We start from the raw sequence: 22,484 nt of genomic DNA, 5'->3' as shown, positions 1-22,484 counted from the left end.
CATGAAAAAGGGCAAAGGACCTCGATTAAAATTTATGCTTAGACTTCTTGGGATACTATCCGGTATTCTAATAGGTCTCCTATCTTGTCTGGGGAAGGGAAGCGAGACAGCACCTTCTAAAATAGATTATGAAAAAGTCGATGCGCTATTCGGTCATGATGTGTCACAGCTCCTTTTTGATCACCTTTACGTAGTGTTGGACAGTGTTTCATACGCCCAATTGACCCAAAGGGATTCTTGGGGGAATACATATGGAGCAATGGACAAAGGCCTGCCGGATTTTGCCGCTATTGATAAGCGGACCACCTCGTGTTATCTTCGGGGCCATAAGCACTATATTGAACTACTTGGCCCTGACAATACTTACCAAGAGCCGATTGGCAAAAGCGGTGTAGGTTTTTCACTCCAGAACAGCAGAGAACATTTTCATTTGGGCGTAGAACCCAAATTAAAACAATCGGGTACCCCATACCTCAGTATTTCCGAAACCGTTGACATGCCAGTTGGAAAACAGGAAGCCACTTGGTTCAAGGCCTTTTATTCCCCAAGTGAAGACACCGCCCTACATACTTGGTATGCCTTCTACAATCCGGCCTTTCTTGATAGTTTATACCCTGAGAAACATCCCGACTACTCCCGTGAGGCTTTTTTAAGGAAATCCTATAAAGAAGAACAGCTTTTTGAAGGAATCAAAAACATCTCCCTAGAGTGCACTCCTAAAGATTACGAACGCATTGCTCAAGAAATGAGGCATTTAGGATGTAATCTATTAAAAAAAGAAGGCCAAACACTAACTATTGCCAGTGGTGATGTCACCATTACCATAACTCCGTCAAATGCCATAGCATATAGCCGTATCCTCAAGATAGAGTGCCGTTTAAACACTATCGACCATAGTATAACCTACTTAGGTAATCTTATCATCTCCAATCAAGGCACTGAATCCGTATGGGATTTTGAAGGCCTTTATAAAAACAACATTGAATAATACATAACCCTTAAAAGCAATAGAAATGAAAATGAACACACCCAATTGGTTAACAATGCTCTTGATTACAGTTATAATTGCCTCTTGTAAACAACAGAAAAAGGAAAATAGCGAACAAGTCGAAGAATCAGTGGCAGTCGAAATCGAAACCCCTAAGATTACCCTCGAAAAACTTGAAGGTTCACCGGCCTATAGCGATGCCGTTTTGCAGATGAACGCTCCGCAGAACATGAAAATATCCGAAGGTGGGAATGTAGACTTCGGCTTTACTGTAGACAATTACGAACTGGGCGCACAGACCAAAGGTCCCAATGCTCAACTCTTGGCCAATTCCGGCAAGGGGCAACACATCCATTTTATTTTGAATAACCAACCGTACTCGGCCCACTACGAGTCTTCCTTTGCAAAGGACATTCCGAATGGTGTACATCATCTAGTGGCGTTCTTGAGCCGCTCCTACCACGAGTCGGTTAAAAATGAAAAATCGGTAGTAGTTAAAAAACTGGAGATTGGGCCAAATGCAATCGACTCTTTAGAATTGGATATGGAGGCACCTACCCTCATTTACAGCCGCCCCAAAGGAACGTATTCAGGAAAAGACACGGAAAGCCTTTTATTAGACTTTTTTGTCTTGAACACCACCCTTGCAGAAGATGGTGCTAAGGTGAAGGCGACGGTGAACGGCACCGAATTTCTAATTACGGAATGGGCCCCACACATTGTCAAAGGATTACCGATGGGCGAAGTCACCATACAGTTAGCGCTGGTGGATGTCGATGGCAATGCCATTGGAGGCCCCTTCAATCAAGTAACCCGAACAGTTACGCTAAAACCTTAAAAGGAAATCCTAATTTTTAAAAAGATAACCGACGAAACAACTATGGCAACATCGACACAATGGATCAAGCAATCAGATGTATGGGGCTCCATGGCAAGTAGCCTGTGCCTTGCGCATTGCTTGGCCACACCATTTTTATTCGCCGCCCATACCGGTCATGTGCACGGACATCATAGCAGCCCCCTTTGGTGGGGGTTTTTGGATATTGTTTTCATTGTGATATCCTTCGTGGCCGTGTTTTGGTCCGTAAAGAACACCTCCAAAAAATGGATGAAGCTGGCCCTATGGAGCTTTTGGGCAGTATTGGCCGGAATCATTTTGAATGAAAAACTGCAATTCATCGCACTTGCAGAGGCACTGATTTATGTACCCTCAATTGCCTTGGTCATACTGCATTTGTACAACCGTAGGTATTGTCAATGCCTTACTGAAAACTGTTGCACCAAGGCAGATGAGCTCTAAAAACAAATAAAAGGGCTTTTAAATCTAATGTAAGGCGAAGCGGACTATTTTTCGGATCGATATAACGGCATCCTCAAAAGCGTATTGACGCTGAGGAAAAAAGGTGTTTTCCACGTTTTGAATGAAGTCGGTGAAACTTTTGAAAAATGCGATACTGTGGTCATATCTTGATGTGTACTGGTTACATCAAGTAAAATCGGGTGGGTAAGGCCTAAATTAATAGTACACTATTCTATAAAATAGTTAGAAATTTTAGCGACAAAAAGCTTTTTACCTCTCATACATTTCACAAAACGGTCGACTAACAGGACTTAAGGAAGAAAAAGTTTCAAAAATCCATGATTTTAGGAATTGCCTGTACCTCGCGGTCTTGGTTATAAGTAGTTGTGTCAGTTAACACTTAACTTAGCAAGCCTACCCGCAGGCAGGCGATTACTTATAACTATTGTCACATATCGTTTTTATTTTCCTTCAGCTCCATATTCGTCTCCTGATCGATTCGTTCGAACCAAATATCCCTTAATTTATTCTTACTAAACATTTCTAGTTGGTCGCCATAATGTTTGTTATCAGTATTAGATGAATTTCCATATGTTAAGAGTCCTTTAGCGTTGATTTCTTCTCCCATTTCAAGAACAAGAACGAAAGTATCTCCAAAATTGCCGAAAAATTTGCCTTCTTCATCAGGGGTTGAACCTAAAGAATATAAAATTCTAAAAACACCTAAATGTTGGGGACCTCCTGTTCCGGGATATTCTAAATCACCGATTCTTAATTTATAATAGTCTCCATATGGAATTTCAAGAGAGGGATACTTAGTCAAATGATTTTCAGCAGCTTTTTTTATGATATCAACAATTTCCTTATTATCAACAAATCCGTCTGGTGTATTGATAGGGTCATTATACTGCCATGGATCCTTCAATAAATTAATCAATTGAAATGGGCTAGTTTGCTTTTCTAAAGCCCATGTATTGGTAAATTCCATAAAAAGTAGGGCACCTAGACTATTGGCGTCGTAAGAACCGTCCCATTTTGTCATTACGTCAACGGCTGCACGAACTAAAGAGTCGGACGTAAGATCTTTCAAAGCCAGCAGGTCATCATTTAATCGTAGTGCCAATTCTGCTTTATTGTCATGTTTTAACTCTACCAAACGATTTAAAGAAATACTATCTTCTTCATGCATTAATCTCGCGGCACGTTGTGGTCGAAACCTCATATTATTCGGTGCTATATGTGATGCAAAATCATTGGGATCCAATACCTTTGGCAACGTATTTAAATAAGGTGGATCATTAGCGTTCTGTAACCAACCGGAGGGAGGATTGATAACAACAGGCAACTCATTACTTTCGTAATAATCGGTCCAAATGTCAGCACTAGAATCACCAGATACCACTCCTTGCCATTTATCCCAATCGCCATTTTTTTTAGGTACAAGTCCGCCAAAATGGTGCATTATATTGCCGTCTTTATCGGCATAAACTGTGTTCAAAAATGGCATTTGTCTTAGGGCAAGGGCATTTTTCATATCCTCTAAATTCTTCGCTTTCGACATTAAGTCGTACTGTTCGATTAGTGGTGTGAAGTTTTTCATCTGTGCAAAGCGAATGGCTATTGCAGAATTTTCACTTTCCCGGATGATAACCCCATGCTTTGCGATGTTCCTTTTGAATTCATGCGTTTTTATGATTCCATCTTCTTGCAATTCTTTAACTATATAGTTACGCACTTCAAATGGAATAAATTCATCATCCAGTAAATAAGTATTGCCCTCTTTCTTTAATTCGAACAAGTCTGTGTTATCAATTGTGTTTACCGTATGTGTCCACGACACGTTGTCATTGAAACCAAGAATTATTGAGGGATTCCCTATAAGGGTTGCGCCATACATGTTGTATTCATTTGTAATAAATTGTTGTTCATGCCATAAATAAAGGTCTGACCACCATAAATGTGGATTGGCAACCAACATCGCATTGCCAGTAGAGGTTTTGCTTCCTGAAAGCGCCCAAGAATTTGATCCACCTTCTATTTTTTGATTGGATGAAAAAGTTCCTCGAATAAGAAATTCATAATTCACTACACGAAAATTGTGTGCGATGATATCATTTACAGTTATCGGTAGAACCCTTTTATATTTTTCATCTAATTCGTCACTATTCTTCTCTGCGTAGGAATTGATTCCAGCCACAAAAGATTGAAGCATTTCTTGATATTTAGGCACTAAATTGTCATAAGCGGGTTGCAATTGTTCATAAAGGCCTAAATGATGTAATGCTTTATTAATTTCAAAACCTTCACCCCATAATTCTGCACTAGTACCTCTAGCTTCTCCATAAAGTTTTAAAATAAGGTTTCCATGATTTTTCATCTGACCCCATGCAGACATGTAATACAAGTCATTATCAGAAGTTGCATAGATATGAGGAATGCCATAAGTATCCCAAAGAATTTCGTTTTCGGTAATGGTCGTTTTGGATTGCTCACAAGATATTAATAAGGCGACTGCCAGTAAAAGAATATAATTTTTCATATGGTTAGTTTAAATGATATGTAATTGTATCGGCTATTATTTCGGCTCGGCAAACGTTATTATTTCTCTACCGAAAAGTTCTCTACAATGGAAGCCACATCTTCTATTTTTTTCCATTCAGTTGGCCTTTCAAAATCCTGTCCTGACTTTAGAACTTTTGCATTTGGATGATTTTCTCGTATGTTTTTCCAATGGGTATCACTCCATTTGTTTTTGTCCATCTCAATAAGTTTTACATCCTTTAAAGGTCCGGAGACCGCCTTTCCGATCAATGGCCACCATAGGCTTTCTGTTTCCCTATCCCAAAACACAAACCCATCTAATCCATTCCAAACATTTTCGTCATAGTAAGTATATCCACTTAATGCAAATGTTAGCTCTTTATCGCCATAATTTCTCTCATAAATAGCTCCTAAATCAGCCAATATGCAATAAACGGCCATTATGGGTTGTCCGTCCAAAACATCGTTTACAATTTCGTGTCTTGTTAAGTCTTTAACAGCATATGCTTTGACTTCATTACCAGATTGAGCTAACAAAAACCTTGTACTATCTGCCCACACTTTGTTTGCTTCTGCAACAGAAACAAATTTAGGTTTTAATAACGCGGGAAATTTTTCACGTCCTATTCCGTAGTGAAACTGTTCGTCTTTGAGTAGATAATTAGTAATGTCAAAATGCTCATTTTCATTTTCTCCACCACATAACATTTTCTTTCCATCGACTTCGAAAAACTTGCCCTCTTCAAATGCAACTGGTCGTTTCTTTTTTACATTTTCCTTTTTGTCTACAGATTTGGCTTCTTCCTTTTTCGTTTGCTCTTTACATCCTATGGTCAGAATAGTCAGAAATAGTAACATGATTTTTTTCATGATTCTTTTGTTATTGTTTGCCAACGTCTCGGCAATAATTTGAAGTGGCGTTGGAACTCTTTAGATTTCCTGCGGTGGCCAATTCAGCCGTTGATAATTTCCAAGGTTGAAGTTAACTTTTTGTAGCCATAAATTATGACCCATGTTGCCAATAGTAGCTTAGTCTTTCAGTACGACCGATTCCGAAGATAGGTCAACAATGCAATTATAAGTCCTGCTTTGTGGTTTGCTGTCATTTTCCCTTTTCCATTTCTTAACTGAAATCGCATATTTTGATTTATCCAAAATCTCCATGTTTTCATAAATCAAAAAATCCTCTTTTTTCTTCCTTAGGTTTTTCCATATTGAATTCGCAACATTGCTATTGTGAACCATTGATTTGATTATGTTCAAGTCTCTTTTCGTACTGTAGAGTTGTTTTTGATAGTCCAATTCAGGATTTTCGATTCGCAATTCTTTTGCTATTCTTGCCCAAGTTTGTTCATTTTCAATTTTGACGCTGTCCCTTAATTTAGCATTCACTCGGCATTGGGCAACGGATATTTTTTCAATATTCCATTTTTGATCTAAAGCCAGTTCCGACTGGCTTGGATTTTTGGCCATTCCGTATATCAATATTTTATATTTTCCATCTTCACACCCCGGTTGGGAGAAACCTTGGAAACCTATAATGACTAGAAATAAGAAGAGAAATTTCATTTTGAGTGAAATGATTACCAATGTATGTATAATGAACATATGCTCACTATATACCAAATATAACTGATAAGGATGGTTCAGTACAACTTTCAAGAATTGGTGGAAAAATAGCGGTCCTTCAAAACGGCCATTTAATCCATCCGGTTCAGAAAATCCATGGGGCTTAAATATTGGTCATTTTCTACGACTTCCGTCTCCGGTATGTAATTCGTGATTTGAATTCACACGCGAATAGCACTTCCTTATTTCAAATTGATATATTGGATCTACACAAAAAAGAAAATCGATGCGGTTCATCTACCACGTACAAATTTGAAGGGATTTTCGATAAATAGGTCGTTCTATCCAGTGTCCATTATCCTTTTTACTATCTTGATAGAAAGAATCGTTAAGGAAATGTCTAAAGTGGCCAGCGGCGTTAAATTTCTGCTTTATATCGGCATGCTATCGGTCAGCCTTTTTATGACCGCTCAGACTTCGTTGATCGACGGATTGTACGAAATGCAACAAAACCCTAGACTGAAAGAAAAAGTCTATGTGCATACCAACAAAACGGCCTACTTTTCCGATGATATCATTTGGTTCAAAGCATACGTAGGCGATTCAATCAATCATCCATCGGTTCGAACAAAAATCTTGGAAGTAAAACTGTTCGATGAAAATGGAACACAAATATTCGCAAAGAACATTGCTATAACAGAAGGGACGGGCTTGGGTCAAATCGAACTAAATGATGCTATCGCGCCCGGCGTCTATTACCTTCAGGCCCGCACCAACTACATGCGTAATTTTGGAAAGGAATACCAGTACCTGCAAGAAATTACGATATTGGGGCAACTACCCCCTAACCCATCAATGGAAGAGCACAAGCAGTATGATGTGCAATTGCTTCCCGAAAGTGGAAATCTTATTGAAGACGTTGAAAATAGCCTTGGCATTAAAGCACTATTAGGCAGCAGAAGTGTTGATTTTCAAGGCACTATTATTAACAACGAGGGCGGGACCATTACCACTTTCCAAAGTGAACATGAGGGCATGGGAAGGTGTAGTTTTATCTACGAAAAAGGGGAAACCTATAGGGCCAAAATACAACTTCAAGATACGCTACTGGAACAAGATGTGCCCAAGGCATTGGCGAAAGGCGTGTCGTTAAGCATCGACAATTCAGACGAAAAATACCTCAAAACAAGCGTAAAGACCAATGAGGCGACGCTAAATAATCAAGCGGTTTCGAACTATACGCTCTTATACTATCAAGACCGTCAGCTATTCCAACTTCTTTCGATGGAACGGCTCGATTCAACGAACCTATTCATCGAAACCGATAAAAACATATTTTTAGACGGGGTACATACCCTAACACTCTTCGCCGATGACCAACCTATCGCCGAACGTAAATTCTATATGGAAACCGGCCGGAAAAAATCATTTGTTTCTCTTGAAAAAGCCAAAATCGATAGTGACTCCATTACGTATCGTCTTTCGACCAAAGGAAAAAAGAAAAGGCTAGGGGTCGATTTGAGTGTTTCAATACTTCAAAAAAAATCGAAGGCGGTAGATCAAAAAAACACCATCGAGAGCGCCTTTCTACTGAGTCCTTATGTGAAAGGTACGATTGAAAACCCGGCATATTACTTTGACACCGAAAATGAGAAAAGAAAAGAACATTTAGACTTGCTGTTACTTACCCAGGGCTGGACCCGGTACACGCTTGATGAACTGATTCAAGAAATCAACCCAGATGAAGCCTATGAATTCGAACAGGGTTTTGAACTAAAGGGGACACTCAAAAAAGAAGGGAAGTATACCGATCTTGTTTTAATACCTGATGACCTCCGTATAATCGACAAGGTTGAATTAACGGACCAATCTCAATTTGTCTTTCAAAACTTGGACCTCTTCAATGGCGATACCTTAAGGGTAGCCTATCGAGATAGTTTCGGGAAACTGATCAAACCCTCAACTATTGCATATGACACCACTGCTAACAAAACGACCACCGACCTTAAGATTGATAGAGCACCAGCAGTTTCCGCCCGAGAAAAGGGCCCGCCCTATGGTTTTGACAACATAAAAAATTATGGAACAAGGGTCTGGGGCAATGATAGTCTATTCCGAAATTTGGAGGGTACCATTGACCTAGATGAAGTAACCGTAACCGATAAGAAACGTAGCGAACGATACCTACAAAGAAGAAAAACAATCGCGAAGTATAAACCCTTGGTGAGCGATATTGGCAAATACTATGATATACCGTTTCCCGAAGTATTCAAAAATTCCGATATGGGCTTAATGGATCTTCTGGCACAACAAGGGTTTACCGTTCGAACAAGAGACAATGGGGAAGCCTATCTTGGGGGCCATCGCAAGTTCGCCCCACTATTCATCAATGGTAGGTCGATCCGACCTGAAGAGTTACCCACCCTGCAATTGCCACTAAATGATATTGAAAATATCATGGTCAACAATCTCGGCTTTGACCCAGGAGCTCAAGTAAGTATTATGATTTTTCAAGTATTTACTTCAGCTGATTATCGCCAATATAAAAACAAACCTTTTGACCAATTCGTTGTTAACAATGGGTTTGATCGCGCTAGAACGTATTATACACCCCGATATATCTTTGAGGAATCAAGACCTTTGGATTTATTGGAAGTCGATTGGAAACCCCACTTGAAAACGGATACGAAAGGAGACATCAGCTTTAAAATCGCACAAAATGAAAAGACCAACGGTTTACTATTCGTTATCCAAGGTTTTTCAAACGACGGCCATTTGATTTCCAAAACAATAGCTACAGATTAAATTCTTTTATGTGTATGGATTTATAGGTCTTGTTTATTTTTGACACTTTGTTTTCCAGTTAAAATAAGTGCTCCTGCTGATATTGAATAGTTCACAGGTTTCATTGACCTTTCTAGAGTCCTTGACAAACCGCAATACGCGCTTTGTAAACTTCTATCTTAAGCACTGTTCAATTTTCGTAGTCTTCTTCATATCAAAAAAATCTTTTGATTTATTACATGATAGTGCTCTTTTAATTGACGCAGTCACATAGAAACCAGGTCTTTCTTAATGATAATTTCATAAAATAGTATGCGCTACGTCTACGGTAAATAGCTCTTTGTATTCAGAAACCTTGTAAATGTCTATAAAAAGATAGTGCCAGCGATTGTTAACATACCTTTCGGGTTCATTAGACTAAACTCATGCATTTTAAAAAACCCTTCCTACTAGCAATAGTTATTTTGCTAAACCTAACAGCCTGTAAAGAAAAGAAGAGCCAGATAACGGAAGAAAAAGATACAGCGCCAAAACTTGACCTCACGGACCCAAGCGCTTTACTTGCTGCAGTTGAAAAGGCTCATGGCGGTTGGAATCACCTACGCAGTAAAAATGATGTGGAATATCATTACGAATATACGATGTCAGAAGGTAATGCAGATATTTCTACGGAACGTTACATATTTGATGATGAAATTTCATTTGGACATTACACTCGTCATGAAATAAACACCTTACCCACTGAAAATGGTATCGTCACACATCTTTTTGATGGAAAAAAAACAAAGATCACACTTAATGGAAGTACTATAGAAAAGGAAAGGACAATAGCCATAGCAGAATTTGTACGGCGTGCCAATTACTTTTGGTTTGTAATGCCATATAAGCTCAATGACCCCGGAACCATTGCTAAATATATAGGAACAGAAGTATACAATGACATTACGTATTCTAAGTTAGAGGTCACCTATGATCCAGCAACAACGGGAAAAGCGGAAAATGACATTTATATACTTCATATAAATCCAGCTACGCTTTTAATAGACCGATTTTATTTTTCGCTCCCTTTCGCGGGTATTAATGCACCGGTAATTTTAGCAGAATACACCTATGAAATGGTTGAAGGGCAGAAACTTGCTACAAACCGAATCTACTTTTTACCTGACGCAAAAGGCGCGTATGGAGAATCTCCAAGCATCACACAAACACTATCCCAGATTAAATTCAATAATGGGTTTACCGATAAAAATATTATTTCAGTAACTAAATAGAAGTCAATCTTTAGAATCACTGAATATACACCTGACATATCTTAATTATAAACCTGATAAACAAAAATGACATTTGCAGAGACCATAAAATTTAGGAGCGCGATAGTAGTAACAATTATGACGACGGTAGTTATAAGTTGTTCAACAACAAGACGTTTGAAGAATACTCAAATTGGCCTTATAAACAATGTTTCTTATCAAGATTCATCATTTGACAATTCAAATGCGTCAAACGGTTTTTTAGTTGTGTATAACGGTAAAACGTATGCTATCACAGCAAAACATGTTCTAATGATAGCTAAAACCGATGCTATGAAATTTGTTGATTTTGAAGGGGGTTTGAAGCAGTGGAAAATGCACCCAAAGAATGATAGCACAAAATACATTATTACCGACAAACTATTGAATACAAATAAAAAAGACTCCCTCACTTGGACCTACATGGACACCAACTGGGATACTTATGAGGATTGGTTGGTTTTCTCCGTCAAAGAAAACAAAACAAACTATACCCCATTACTTTTTAGGAAGAAACCGTTAAAGAAAGGAGAACGTTTATACGCCGTCGGATGGACTTATAAAGATACAACAGGCCCACAACGCGCCTATGAATACAAATTCGATAATACTGAGGGAAATTTTCATACCCTTATACAAACAAGAGGCCCAAAAAATATGGGAGGTTTGAGTGGAGCTCCCGTAGTGGATACTATCGGAAGAATTGTAGGCTTGGTCTCCTCTGGCTCAGAAGATGAAAACACAAAAGAAGTAGTACTTCAAGCTACTGATATACAACATGCTTTTGAATTTATATCGGACATAAAATAAGCGTAATCCGAAAACAATATATAGGCCTCTGGCAGTTTAATACAATTTCGGAGAGCTTTTGAATCAGTAAAACTTCAATTATTAAAGTGTTGAGCGTTTACCTTCTGTTAGCATGACTACTAATAAAAATTTAAGAACCAATAAAATTGAGAAGTATGAAGGTTTATCTACTACTATTGCTACTACTTTCCACTTCCGGGTTGGCGGCGCAAATAGAATTTCCGTCACTAAGTCCAAAGGGAAGTATTGAACAAAAAGTTGGAATCAAAACAATTTCAATAGCATATGAGCGCCCCATAGCAAGGGGGCGAAAAATTTTTGGTGAACTGGTACCCTTTGGAGCAATATGGCGCACAGGGGCAGGTAATGGCACAAAAATCAAATTCGATGATGAGGTTGTCATAGACGATATCGCAATACCAGCAGGACAGTATTCTTTATTCACCATTCCTGACAAAAAAGAATGGACGATTATTCTAAATAGTGATAGTACGGTTTACGGATTAGAAGGGTATGATGAAACCAAGGATATAATCCGTTTTAAAACAAATGTAAATACAACCGAAAGGTACTATGAATCATTTACAATTGATATTGATTTAATAAGGGCCGATTCCGAATTGAATATTTCTTGGGAAAATACCCGGGTGACTTTCGAAATTAAGACACAAACCGATAAGAGTCTAATGAAAATGGTTAATGAAGAATTATTGGCAGGTAAAGTCAAGGACTCAGATGTACTTGATGTAGACGCCGACTATTACTATTTTCTAAATACAGAATTAGAAACTGCGCTAAAACTGATCAATCTAGCAATAGATTTAAGAAAAGTATCTTGGTATTACGACCTTAAAATTGACATATTAACCAGCAGAAAACAATATGAAGAAGCTCTTGAGACACTAAAAATTGGAATGGATTATGTAAAAACCAATCCAGAAAACTGGACCGAAGAAAGGCATCAAAGGGCCTCGGAAGAGCAAGAAAGAAAAATGAAGGATTTGTTGCGTAAAATCAAATAATAGAAGCCCTGTCTTAATTTTGTGACGCAGATGCTGAATCTGATTATTGTTTTGTAGAGCGCGGCTATTCTTTTCCCTTAAATACATTAAAAAAGATGAATAGCAATCGTTTTATCACAGCCTATTTGCCCATTCTTGTACGATATAGTAGAATGCTACTATGCTTTCCATATAGTCATACACAAATGCCTCGCAATGGCACTACTTTAATTGCACGCAACTTATGAACCTAAATAAAAGAAAACTGTTAGGACATTTTTTCTTCTGGGTGATATTTTTTCTTTTCTACATTTCGTCATCTACAAGTCGGGAGTCATTTACTGTTAACATAGAGACTACTTTATGTAAGCTACCCCTATTGATTCTAGCGGCCTACAGTTTTAATTATTGGCAGGTACCAAAGTATTTGAACCAAAAAAAGTATATGGCGTTCACTCTCTCCTTGGCCTTTACTATTGGGTTTTTGGTCATCCTATTTCGTATGATGGGGTATTACTATTTAGATCAATTTTGTGTAGACGGGCCTTATCCGTTATTAAGTTTTGAAGATTTTCCACTTTACATGCTATCCTTTCATTTCCCTGGTTTAATTATGTATTTCCATAAAGTGAATAGAGAACAGCAAAAAGAAAGAGAGCAGCTGTACACCTTAGAAAATGAAAAAGTATCTACCGAGCTGAAATATTTAAAAGCACAGCTAAATCCCCATTTTTTGTTCAACACGCTGAATAATCTCTATTCCTACGTCATCACGAAGTCTCCTAAAGCACCGAATATGGTACTACAGCTATCGGGGATCTTAGATTACATCCTATACAAAAGTCAGCAAAAACAGGTGTCATTGGCAGCCGAGGTAAAAACCATAGAAAATTATATTTCCTTAGAAAAAATCAAATACGGCAATCGATTAAAAATAAATTTTGATAAGGAAATCTCGAAAAACACCATTCAGATTTCACCACTCTTGTTATTGTCAATGGTGGAAAATGCTTTTAAGCATGGTGTTAGTGGAAGCATTCAAAAACCGGAAATCAGAATTCAATTAAGGCAATTTAATTCGGAGTTGGATTTTAGTATTTGGAATACAAAGACCGAAGACAAAAGCGATAACAAAACAGACGCGTATAAAACAGGTATAGGTCTCATAAATATCAAACGGCAATTGGATTTAATCTATTCAAAAAAACATGAGCTCATACTACAGGAGGCGCCTACTTCTTTCATTCTTCGATTAAACTTAAAACTAACTTAAGATGGTCAGATGTGTATTGGTCGATGATGAATCACCTGCTATTGCGCTTTTAGAGAACTACATAAAAAAGTTAGATACCTTTCAAATTGTAGCATGCTGTTACAGCGCTATCGAAGCTTTTGAAATTATTAAAAACGAAACAATAGACCTGTTATTTTTAGACATTGAAATGCCGGTTTTAAAGGGTTTGGATTTTTTAAAAACATTGCAAAATCCGCCCAAGGTTATCATTACCACGGCATATAGGGAATATGCCGTAGAGGGGTATGATCTAGACATTGTAGATTACCTCTTAAAACCTATTTCTTTTGAACGTTTTGTCAAGGCCATAGACCGGTATTATGAAAAAACACAACGTACATTCGAAAACAAACCAGGAGCAGCTATTGAGAAACGATTCTTTTATGTCAATGTGAATAAGAAACAAATTAAAATCATTTTTAATGAAATTCTATATATCGAAAGTTTAAAAGACTATGTTAGAATTCATACCACAAATACTAGGATTGTGGTGAAGAGCAATATTGGTAAAATAACCGAACAACTTCCTGAACATCTCTTTTTAAGAACACATCGATCCTACATTATAGCGTTGGAAAAAATCACCGCGTATACCCAAAAAGATATCGAAATCGGAACGATTGAAATTCCAATTGGTACTAGCTATGCCAAAGAGGTGATTCAAAAGCTACCCTTCTCGTAAAAACTACACGTTTTAAACAGCGACACTTTCGCCTTCTTCGTCAACAGTTGTGCGACCTAACTCTACTTTCAAAAAAAGGTGTACTCATACGATATACTTTAGATTTTTAAACTAAACGATATCCCTATGAAAAGTATAACCTATTTGATTGCCCTATGCATTGTTTCTAATTTATCGAGTTGCCAATCACAGAAAACAGAACGTCAACTAGAAGACGAATTTGTAGAAAAATATGCGCCAAAAGATTTGAATACCCATGGGTTTACCCTTGCTGTAGATTCCAAAGTACCTGAAGTACATCAGCTTTTTAATGACTTGGAAAAAAACTTCTTTTTCTATGGTGATAAGGATGAATTTGAAGAAAAGGCAGCGCAAGTAATGAAATTAGATCCCTCTTATCCAAGTGGTTTTTTAATGGGAGGATTTTATGAGCAAGACCCTGAAAAATATAAAGAAAAGGTTACTCAAGCTTATGAGCTTTCCAAAAAATCAAGATTAAAATCAGAACGTGATATTATGCAAGCGGAGTACTACTTATTGGTAAAGGAAGACTATCTCAAGGCGCAAGAGTATTTTCAAAAAGTAGTGAATATGTATCCAGATAGTGCAGCGGCCATCTGGTCTTTAGGTATGGCCTATTATTACAACAGCGAGTTTGACAAGGCTTTGGAATGCTACAAAAAAAGTACGGAGCTCATCCCTAATTTACCGAAAGGATATGAGTTCATGTCTGTCATGTATTACTCGAAGAAAGACTATAAAAAAGCATTGGAGTATCTGGAAAAGGCCATACAATATGGAGCTAATGCCAAGAATGATTTTTATTACGCCGAATATGCAGCTATGGTTTACAATAGAAACGGAATGTACCAAAAAACCTTGGACTATATCGAAACGGTGAGCACCTATGGTGAACTGTATAAGAATAGTGAAATGCTAAAGGAAATTTCTAAAATTGTAAGCGCGAAACTAGACTCCATTCAGGGGAACTAGCTTTAGACAACCCGTAAATAAGCTCAGACCAAGCCGGCCTGCCAACAAAGATGGACTCAGAAGGCATCCAAGGAAAGCCAGATTTACCATATCGATGCTTGTTTGACGGCATTCCCGTATACATCTCGAATATCGAGTTACCCATCGCAAAAGACCATCTAAATTTGACAGATGGTCTTTTTACCTACTAGCGGGTATATTCCCATTAGATTTTCATTGATATCAATCAGGATGCTATTGGAAACATAAATTTCATTCATAAGACGACCTATCATGCCGTAGGCCTTTTTTTGTGTTTAGAACATTAAACGTTACATTTAGGATAACAACAAACCAACTGTTCTCCCGCTCAGACCATGAAAAAAGTACTACTCACATTTCTTTGGGTTATTTTGACGTGCCAGTTCGTGAACGCCCAAACCGACAAAATAGATAGCTTAAAACTGGTTTGGGAAAGCCCTACCCAAATCGATTCCATTCGTTTCAAAGCAGGACTTGATCTGTATTTACTTCAATTTAGGCAGAACCTTGATACTGCAAGGGCCACCGGGCAACAACTACTAGAGTTCTCCTTGGAGCAAAAAAACCAGGATTGGAAAGCTACCTCCTTAAATCTTATTGGGAGAGCCTATGCAGTGGCAGGAGAATTCAGGAAGGCCTTAAAATACTTTCAACAAACCCATGAAATAAATTTACTGTTGGAAGACCGGAAGGCAACCGCCACGTCCTATAGTAATATAGGAACTATTTACTACGAGCTCGGAAACTATACCCAAGCATTGGAAAATCTATTAGCCGGTCTGAAAATTTCTGAAGAACTAAATGATAAACCAGGGCTTGCAAGGGTCACCAATAATTTGGGCAATGTATACTCAGATCAAAGGAAAAATGAAAAAGCATTGGAATATTATCAATATAGCTTAAAAATAAAGAAGGAATTAGGGAACAAAAGAGCTTTACCGGCATCCTATAACAATATTGGACTTATCTATACGAATCTAAAAAACCATGAACTCGCCTTAGAAAACTTATTAAAAAGTGCGCAAATAGCGGAAGAGGTAAATGATAAAAAGTCTTTTAGTAGGGCATATAGTAATATAGGTGGGGCCTATAGCCAACAAGGGGAATACGCAAAAGCGTTGGATTTCCTAAACAAAAGTGTCCAAATCAAAGAAGAAATAGGCGATAGCGAGGGGCTACCGGCCGTCTACAGTTACAGGGCAAAAACTTTCTTAGCGCAAAAAGACTTTCGATTGGCAATCAAGGATGCCGAGAAAGCACTTGAACTATCAAAAAAAACAGGAGCCCTACTCGTTCAAAAGGAATCATACGAGTGCTTGAGCAGCGCTTGGGAAGGGTTAAGGGATATGCAAAAATCACTGGAGTATTTTAAGCTTGCCACTACCACTCAGGATTCATTGATAAACCAAGAGAAAATACAGGAGATTACCAGGCAAGAAATGCAATACCAATTCGATAAGCAACAGTTATCCGACAGTATCGCATTTACCAAACAAAAAGCTGAGCAAGAATTGTTGTTTGAAAAGAACCTCAGTAAACAACGCACTACCCTCTATTTAGCTTTGTTCGGAAGTTTTGCCCTTTTACTTTTTGGTGGTTTTTATTGGAAAAACAAGCAGAAAAACAAGAAATTAGAGCAAGAAAGAAATCTTGTCGCCCGCTTAAAACAAGTCGATGCACTTAAAGATCAATTCCTCGCCAATACCTCCCATGAACTCCGCACTCCTTTGAGTGGTATTATCGGACTTTCGGAATCCTTAAAAGACGGAGTTGCAGGAAACTTGCCCTTAAAAGCCATTGAAAATCTAGATATGATAACCAATAGTGGTAAACGTTTATCCCATTTGGTCAATGATATTTTGGATTTTTCGAAATTGAGAAACCACGATTTGGAGCTCGCTACACGACCGGTGGATATACATTCGATTGCAGACGTTGTACTGAAGCTCTCGCAGCCCTTGATAGAAGGCATGAACCTGAAGCTTCTCAACACCGTACCCAAGGAAATTGCCTTGGTTGAAGCGGACGAAAATCGTGTCCAACAGATTTTACATAATCTCGTTGGCAATGCGATTAAATTTACCGAAAAAGGTACCGTCGAAATCACAGCCAGCAAAAAAGACAAAATGCTCTCGATTTCTGTTTCCGATACCGGGATCGGCATACCAAAAGATAAATTTCAAGACATTTTTAAATCCTTTGAGCAGGGCGATGGTTCTACGCAACGTGAATATGGCGGGACCGGACTCGGACTCTCGGTAACAAAGCAGTTGATAGCGCTTCATGGGGGAACCATTCAAGTTGATTCGGAAGTTAGTAAAGGTTCGATGTTTACGTTTACACTTCCCATAAGTGATAAAACACGCAAAGATATGTTGCTGGGGGAAATTCTAGAACATGAGGAAATTCCCCAATTACGTGTAGAAACCGATGAAAGTACAACATCATCCGATGTCTCTGTACAAAAGCAAAAAGGCCTCGCCAAGGTTCTTATCGTCGATGATGAACCCATCAATCGGCGTGTGCTTGAAAACCATTTGGCCATTGGTGGTTATAGTACGATCAGTGCTAAAAACGGGGATGAAGCGCTCAAAATCATAGAAAAGGGAGAAGATTTCAGTATCGTTCTATTGGATGTCATGATGCCCGGCATGTCGGGTTATGAGGTTTGCGAAGAGATTCGAAAAAAATACGTTTCCAGTGAGCTGCCTATCGTATTGCTCACGGCAAAAAATCGGGTACGAGATCTGGTAGCCGGTTTCAATGTTGGGGCAAACGATTACCTGACCAAACCTTTTTCAAAAAATGAACTGTTGGCGCGGCTCAAAGCCCATTTAGATATGAATGGAATTCATAAGGCCACAAGTAAATTTGTCCCTACGGAATTCATAAAGTCCGTCGGAAGGGAAACCATTACAGATGTACTATTGGGCGATCATGTTGAAAAGGACGTGACCGTAGTTTTTACCGATATTCGCGAATATACCACCCTTGCGGAAGGCATGACTCCGAAACAGAATTTTAAATTCGTTAATTCTTATGTGGGTAAAATGGGACCCGTAATTCAAAACAACAAAGGTTTTGTCAATCAATATTTGGGGGATGGTATTATGGCACTTTTCCCGCATGAAGCGGAGCATGCGCTACAGGCAAGTATCGACATGCAACAATCCCTTCAAGAATATAATGTGAGACGAATCAGTGATGGCAATGTTCCTATTTCGGTAGGAATGGGCCTCCATACCGGGCCTTTGGTAATGGGTATCATCGGTGATGAAAGTAGAAACGACACAGCCATCATAGCCGATACCGTGAACACTGCTTCGCGAATGGAGGGTGTGACCAAACATTATGGTGCGAATATTATTATCAGTGAAGATAGTCTTGCAACTATTAAGAACAAGGGGGATTATCATTTTAGGTATTTGGGGAAAGTACAGGTCAAAGGAAAAGACAACATTATCGGTATTTACGAATGCTTTGATGGGGATGACCCTGAGGTGGTCAAACTCAAGAGAAAAACTCTAAAGGAGTTTGAAAAAGGATTGCACTACTATTTCAACAATCAATTTCCGAAAGCTTCCGCAATTTTTGATAAGGTGCTGACCAAAAACCCAAAAGACAAGGTCTCGAAATATTTTATGACCAAGGCTGCCGAGTATATAGTTTCAGGAGTTCCGAAAGATTGGGAAATCGTAAACACCATGCATGAGAAATAAGGTTTTAGACCAAGGCAGCTTCTTCTTGTGAAGCCATTGTCGCGAACAGTTCATATTTTTTATCGATACTCTTTTGAATAGACGCTATTTTGGACTCCAACAATGCCCCATTTTCTTTGACCATTTTTGCAAATCGCCCCTCGAGTTTTAAATACTCCTGAATAGGAATATCGGGAGCTTTTGAATCCAATTGAAAAGGATTCGCTATTCTTCTAGGATCATTTCGATACAACAACCACTGTCCGGAAGCAACAGCCGCTTTGTGGTACTGGCTCGGATTTTTCATGTCGATCCCATGAGCAGGACTATGACAGTAGGCAATGATAATCGATGGCCCGTCAAAACTTTCTGCTTCTTGAATCGCTTTTAACGTCTGTTCTTGATCAGCTCCTATCGCAATTTGAGCGACATAGATAGCATCATACGACAGCATCAAACGCCCCAGGTCTTTCTTTTGCCGTTGCTTTCCGTTGGTAGCGAATTTAGCGGAAGCCCCATAGGGGGTGGCTTTTGACATTTGTCCGCCGGTATTCGAATAGACTTCGTTATCCAATACCAAAATGTTTACATTCTTCCCGGACGCCGCCACATGATCCAATCCGCCATAACCTATATCGTAGGCCCAACCGTCGCCTCCCACGATCCATACACTCTGCTTCACCAGACTGTCGGCAATACCCAAAAGTTGTTGCGCTTCCGTCTTGGCGACAGTGGTTAAGTGGGCCTTTAACTGTTCTACTCGTTTTCGTTGTTCTTGAATTTGTCTTTCGGTGTTTTGCTCCGCCGTCAAAATATCATGTGCCAAATCAAAATCGGACACTAAGCTTTGCAACAACATTCGTGCTTGCTGTGCTTGTTGGTCTAAAGACAGTCGATACCCCAAACCGAATTCCGCATTGTCTTCGAAAAGGGAATTCGACCAAGCCGGCCCCCTGCCCTTGTCATTTTTTGCCCAGGGCGTTGTTGGGAGTGCCCCGCCGAAAATGGAACTGGCACCAGTAGCGTTTGCAACTAACATTCGATCGCCGAATAATTGGGAAATCAGCTTTAAGTAAGGCGCTTCGCCACATCCATCAACACCGATCGAATATTTGAACAGCGGTTCTTGCAGCTGCTGCTGACTTACTTTGGTCGTATTTAATTTGGTTCTATCAAATTCCGGAATGCTATCAAAATGCGTCCAGTTTTCTTGCGCCTTCTTGAACTTTAAACCCTTGTCTTGAAGCGTTAACGCTTTTGCCGGACAGGCATCCAGACAATTGTTACAGCTCGTACATTGCTCAGGGTTTACCTGTATCGTATAATTCAACAAATCGCTTTGCCCATCTTCCTCAATCCACTTGACCGATCGAAATCCCTCAGGAGCCTGCTGTACATAAGAATCGTCATACACTTTCATGCGAATGGCCCCTTGCGGGCATGCCATACTGCATGCGCCACATTGCGTACACAAATCGGCATCCCATTCCGGAAGGGCATCCCACGAATTTCGATTATTGAATTTCGCCGTATCCGTTTCGTAAGTTCCATCAACGGGAAATACCCCCACAGGAAGCTCTTCCCCTCTTCCCTCCATCAATCTTCCCAAAAAGGAATCGGCAAATTCGACATCAAAATTCGATGCTTGTTCCGTACTGAAATTACATGACGTATCGACCTTTAAAATATAGTCTTGTAATTGCGCAGCTGTTTTTTCATCACACAAATCACCGTTCAATGGTAGAACACAAGTATGAAAACCTGACACTTTACTAGCGCCCAAAACGCAGTTTTTGCTGATGGTATTCAAATCGATACAGTGCAATGAAATGTTTCTATCTTGAATTTCTTTCCGCTTTTCCAAGGATATACCCTTCCAAAATTCCGTAGTGTTCAAAGCAGTATGTATCAACAATACTCCATTGTCCTTTAGGCGTTTCAAGACCGTATCTTTTTCCAAAAACCCTACGGAATCACATCCAACGAAATCAGCATTCGAAATCAAATAAGGTGCTTTGATGGGCGAATCAGCCATCCGTAGATGGGACACACTACGAGATGCCGATTTTTTATAATCGATTTCTGTATAGCCCTGGATCTGCTTTTCCGCTCCGATGATTTGCAGTAGTGCATTGAAACTGGTACATGAAGCTTCCGATTTGGTTTCATAAAACAACGCCTGAAAGTTTTCACCCTGTAGCTGAATGTCATCAGTATAGGGTATACTCAGATGGGTCACATCATCGTTTATTCCCATCGTGAAACTGTGTTTCGGATGTTCTTGTTTTAAATGATCGACCAAGGCCTTGACCATACTGGGGTTCAACTCTTTGGAAGAAAGTCCATAACGGCCACCCACTATTTTAGGAAGTGTGGCGTAGGTATCCGTTACTGACATTAGCGATTGTACGACATCCAGATATAGCGGTTCACCGGCACTACCCGGTTCTTTGGTGCGATCCAAAACGGCTATCGATTTACATGTTTTAGGTAATGCCTCCAATAGATGTTTTATACTAAAAGGCCGAAACAAACGGACTTTGATCAGTCCGACTTTTTCTCCGTTGGCATTGAGATGCTTTACGGTTTCTTGAATAGTTTCCGTGGCGGAACCCATGGCAATGATCACTTGTTCCGCTTCTGGGTGACCGACGTAGTCGAATAGTCGGTAGTGTCGGCCGGTCAATTTTGCAAACTTGTCCATTTGATTTTGAACGATATCCGGACAAGCATTATAATAGGAATTCACTGCTTCGCGACCCTGAAAGAATACATCAGGACCTTGAGATGTTCCACGCAAGACCGGCGCATTCGGGTTCAGTCCTCGATTTCGGTGTTCGATGATCAAATCTTGATCCATCATTTCGCGAAGACTAGTATCAGAGATGCATTCGATTTTTGCCGTTTCATGAGAAGTTCTAAATCCGTCGAAAAAATGCACAAAAGGAATACGCGATTCCAAGGTCGCCGCCTGGGCAATCAAAGCAAAATCGAGCGCTTCCTGTACCGATGCGCCACCAAGAAAAGCGTAACCGGTACTGCGCGCCGCCATGATATCGCTATGGTCTCCAAAAACGGATAAGGCGTGGGTAGCAACAGAACGCGTCGCCACATGAATGACATTAGGTGTAAGCTCACCGGCAATCTTGTACATATTGGGTATCATCAACAAAAGCCCTTGAGAGGCTGTAAATGTGGTTGCCAAAGATCCTGTTTGCAGGGCGCCATGTAACGCGCCGGCGACTCCGGCCTCACTTTGCATTTCAAAAACAGTGGGGATAGAACCGAGAATGTTTTTTTGTTGGGTCGCGCTCCACTCCGCTACCAGTTCCGACATTTCAGAAGATGGTGTTATAGGATAAATGGCGCAGACCTCATTGGTTTTATAAGCGATTGTCGCGGCGGCCTCGTTTCCCGTAATTATGCTATGCTTATGAGAATTCATTTTGACTATGATTGGGTGTTTATTGTTTGGTGCTTAAAAAATAAAAAAGGCCACCCATTTTTCGGGCGG

General features: G+C 39.5%; 15 protein-coding genes. 11 read left to right on the top strand and 4 right to left on the bottom strand.

The window, feature by feature from the left end; all coding sequences use genetic code 11:
- Positions 1–34: 34 nt before the first annotated feature.
- The 3 genes from ACKWCA_RS09215 to ACKWCA_RS09205 are packed head-to-tail and all read left to right on the top strand — an operon-like array spanning position 35 to position 2,288.
- On the top strand, positions 35–988 hold the full coding sequence (locus tag ACKWCA_RS09215) for a DUF5829 family protein (protein ID WP_413977889.1): 954 nt from the start codon (positions 35–37) through the stop codon (positions 986–988).
- 25 nt (positions 989–1,013) lie between these two features.
- Entirely contained in the window at positions 1,014–1,826 is an 813-nt protein-coding gene (locus ACKWCA_RS09210; protein ID WP_413977888.1) for a hypothetical protein, read from the top strand.
- Between the two features lie 42 nt (positions 1,827–1,868).
- Positions 1,869–2,288, top strand: a complete 420-nt coding sequence (locus ACKWCA_RS09205; RefSeq protein ID WP_413977887.1) for a MerC domain-containing protein — start codon at positions 1,869–1,871, stop codon at positions 2,286–2,288.
- 448 nt (positions 2,289–2,736) lie between these two features.
- Here the strand turns inward: ACKWCA_RS09205 and ACKWCA_RS09200 are convergent, their stop codons facing one another.
- From ACKWCA_RS09200 to ACKWCA_RS09190, 3 genes are all read right to left on the bottom strand, one after another.
- The gene (locus ACKWCA_RS09200) at positions 2,737–4,827 is read right to left on the bottom strand and encodes a penicillin acylase family protein (protein WP_413977886.1); all 2,091 of its coding nucleotides are present in this window, start codon (positions 4,825–4,827) and stop codon (positions 2,737–2,739) included.
- Positions 4,828–4,886: 59 nt separating this feature from the next.
- Positions 4,887–5,699: a DUF3179 domain-containing (seleno)protein gene (locus ACKWCA_RS09195; protein ID WP_413977885.1), complete on the bottom strand. Its 813-nt coding sequence runs from the start codon at positions 5,697–5,699 to the stop codon at positions 4,887–4,889.
- A gap of 159 nt (positions 5,700–5,858) precedes the next feature.
- Positions 5,859–6,302, bottom strand: a complete 444-nt coding sequence (locus ACKWCA_RS09190; protein ID WP_413977884.1) for a hypothetical protein — start codon at positions 6,300–6,302, stop codon at positions 5,859–5,861.
- Between the two features lie 492 nt (positions 6,303–6,794).
- Between ACKWCA_RS09190 and ACKWCA_RS09185 the strand changes: the two genes are divergently transcribed.
- From ACKWCA_RS09185 to ACKWCA_RS09150, 8 genes are all read left to right on the top strand, one after another.
- The gene (locus ACKWCA_RS09185) at positions 6,795–9,203 is read left to right on the top strand and encodes a hypothetical protein (RefSeq protein WP_413977883.1); all 2,409 of its coding nucleotides are present in this window, start codon (positions 6,795–6,797) and stop codon (positions 9,201–9,203) included.
- A 404-nt stretch (positions 9,204–9,607) separates the two neighbouring features.
- Positions 9,608–10,453, top strand: coding sequence for a DUF6503 family protein (locus ACKWCA_RS09180; protein ID WP_413977882.1), 846 nt, complete (start codon positions 9,608–9,610; stop codon positions 10,451–10,453).
- Positions 10,454–10,519: 66 nt separating this feature from the next.
- Positions 10,520–11,281 (top strand): trypsin-like peptidase domain-containing protein, encoded by a 762-nt coding sequence (locus ACKWCA_RS09175; RefSeq protein ID WP_413977881.1) that lies wholly within the window; start codon positions 10,520–10,522, stop codon positions 11,279–11,281.
- A 155-nt stretch (positions 11,282–11,436) separates the two neighbouring features.
- Positions 11,437–12,303, top strand: coding sequence for a DUF2911 domain-containing protein (locus ACKWCA_RS09170; RefSeq protein ID WP_413977880.1), 867 nt, complete (start codon positions 11,437–11,439; stop codon positions 12,301–12,303).
- 424 nt (positions 12,304–12,727) lie between these two features.
- On the top strand, positions 12,728–13,555 hold the full coding sequence (locus ACKWCA_RS09165) for a sensor histidine kinase (RefSeq protein WP_413977879.1): 828 nt from the start codon (positions 12,728–12,730) through the stop codon (positions 13,553–13,555).
- 1 nt (position 13,556) lies between these two features.
- Positions 13,557–14,258, top strand: a complete 702-nt coding sequence (locus tag ACKWCA_RS09160) for a LytR/AlgR family response regulator transcription factor (protein ID WP_413977878.1) — start codon at positions 13,557–13,559, stop codon at positions 14,256–14,258.
- A 126-nt stretch (positions 14,259–14,384) separates the two neighbouring features.
- The gene (locus ACKWCA_RS09155; protein WP_413977877.1) at positions 14,385–15,251 is read left to right on the top strand and encodes a tetratricopeptide repeat protein; all 867 of its coding nucleotides are present in this window, start codon (positions 14,385–14,387) and stop codon (positions 15,249–15,251) included.
- A 356-nt stretch (positions 15,252–15,607) separates the two neighbouring features.
- Positions 15,608–18,991, top strand: a complete 3,384-nt coding sequence (locus ACKWCA_RS09150) for a tetratricopeptide repeat protein (RefSeq protein WP_413977876.1) — start codon at positions 15,608–15,610, stop codon at positions 18,989–18,991.
- 4 nt (positions 18,992–18,995) lie between these two features.
- Here ACKWCA_RS09150 and ACKWCA_RS09145 read toward each other — a convergent pair whose 3' ends face one another.
- Positions 18,996–22,415: a 4Fe-4S binding protein gene (locus tag ACKWCA_RS09145; RefSeq protein ID WP_413977875.1), complete on the bottom strand. Its 3,420-nt coding sequence runs from the start codon at positions 22,413–22,415 to the stop codon at positions 18,996–18,998.
- Between the last annotated feature and the right edge of the window lie 69 nt (positions 22,416–22,484).

This window comes from Maribacter corallii (assembly GCF_047345415.1).
GTDB lineage: Bacteria > Bacteroidota > Bacteroidia > Flavobacteriales > Flavobacteriaceae > Maribacter_C.
The sequence above is the reverse complement of the archived record's forward strand: the minus strand, read 5'-3'. Positions and strand labels throughout refer to the sequence as shown.

Excerpts from the sequence above, each read along its gene's own strand:
- ACKWCA_RS09185 (WP_413977883.1), top strand. The coding sequence starts at position 6,795 with ATGTCTAAAGTGGCCAGCGGCGTTAAATTTCTGCTTTATATCGGCATG.
- ACKWCA_RS09200 (WP_413977886.1), bottom strand. The coding sequence starts at position 4,827 with ATGAAAAATTATATTCTTTTACTGGCAGTCGCCTTATTAATATCTTGT.
- ACKWCA_RS09150 (WP_413977876.1), top strand. The coding sequence starts at position 15,608 with ATGAAAAAAGTACTACTCACATTTCTTTGGGTTATTTTGACGTGCCAG.
- ACKWCA_RS09180 (WP_413977882.1), top strand. The coding sequence starts at position 9,608 with ATGCATTTTAAAAAACCCTTCCTACTAGCAATAGTTATTTTGCTAAAC.
- ACKWCA_RS09155 (WP_413977877.1), top strand. The coding sequence starts at position 14,385 with ATGAAAAGTATAACCTATTTGATTGCCCTATGCATTGTTTCTAATTTA.
- ACKWCA_RS09190 (WP_413977884.1), bottom strand. The coding sequence starts at position 6,302 with ATGGCCAAAAATCCAAGCCAGTCGGAACTGGCTTTAGATCAAAAATGG.
- ACKWCA_RS09195 (WP_413977885.1), bottom strand. The coding sequence starts at position 5,699 with ATGAAAAAAATCATGTTACTATTTCTGACTATTCTGACCATAGGATGT.
- ACKWCA_RS09160 (WP_413977878.1), top strand. The coding sequence starts at position 13,557 with ATGGTCAGATGTGTATTGGTCGATGATGAATCACCTGCTATTGCGCTT.
- ACKWCA_RS09205 (WP_413977887.1), top strand. The coding sequence starts at position 1,869 with ATGGCAACATCGACACAATGGATCAAGCAATCAGATGTATGGGGCTCC.
- ACKWCA_RS09165 (WP_413977879.1), top strand. The coding sequence starts at position 12,728 with ATGGCGTTCACTCTCTCCTTGGCCTTTACTATTGGGTTTTTGGTCATC.
- ACKWCA_RS09210 (WP_413977888.1), top strand. The coding sequence starts at position 1,014 with ATGAAAATGAACACACCCAATTGGTTAACAATGCTCTTGATTACAGTT.
- ACKWCA_RS09170 (WP_413977880.1), top strand. The coding sequence starts at position 11,437 with ATGAAGGTTTATCTACTACTATTGCTACTACTTTCCACTTCCGGGTTG.
- ACKWCA_RS09145 (WP_413977875.1), bottom strand. The coding sequence starts at position 22,415 with ATGAATTCTCATAAGCATAGCATAATTACGGGAAACGAGGCCGCCGCG.
- ACKWCA_RS09175 (WP_413977881.1), top strand. The coding sequence starts at position 10,520 with ATGACATTTGCAGAGACCATAAAATTTAGGAGCGCGATAGTAGTAACA.
- ACKWCA_RS09215 (WP_413977889.1), top strand. The coding sequence starts at position 35 with ATGCTTAGACTTCTTGGGATACTATCCGGTATTCTAATAGGTCTCCTA.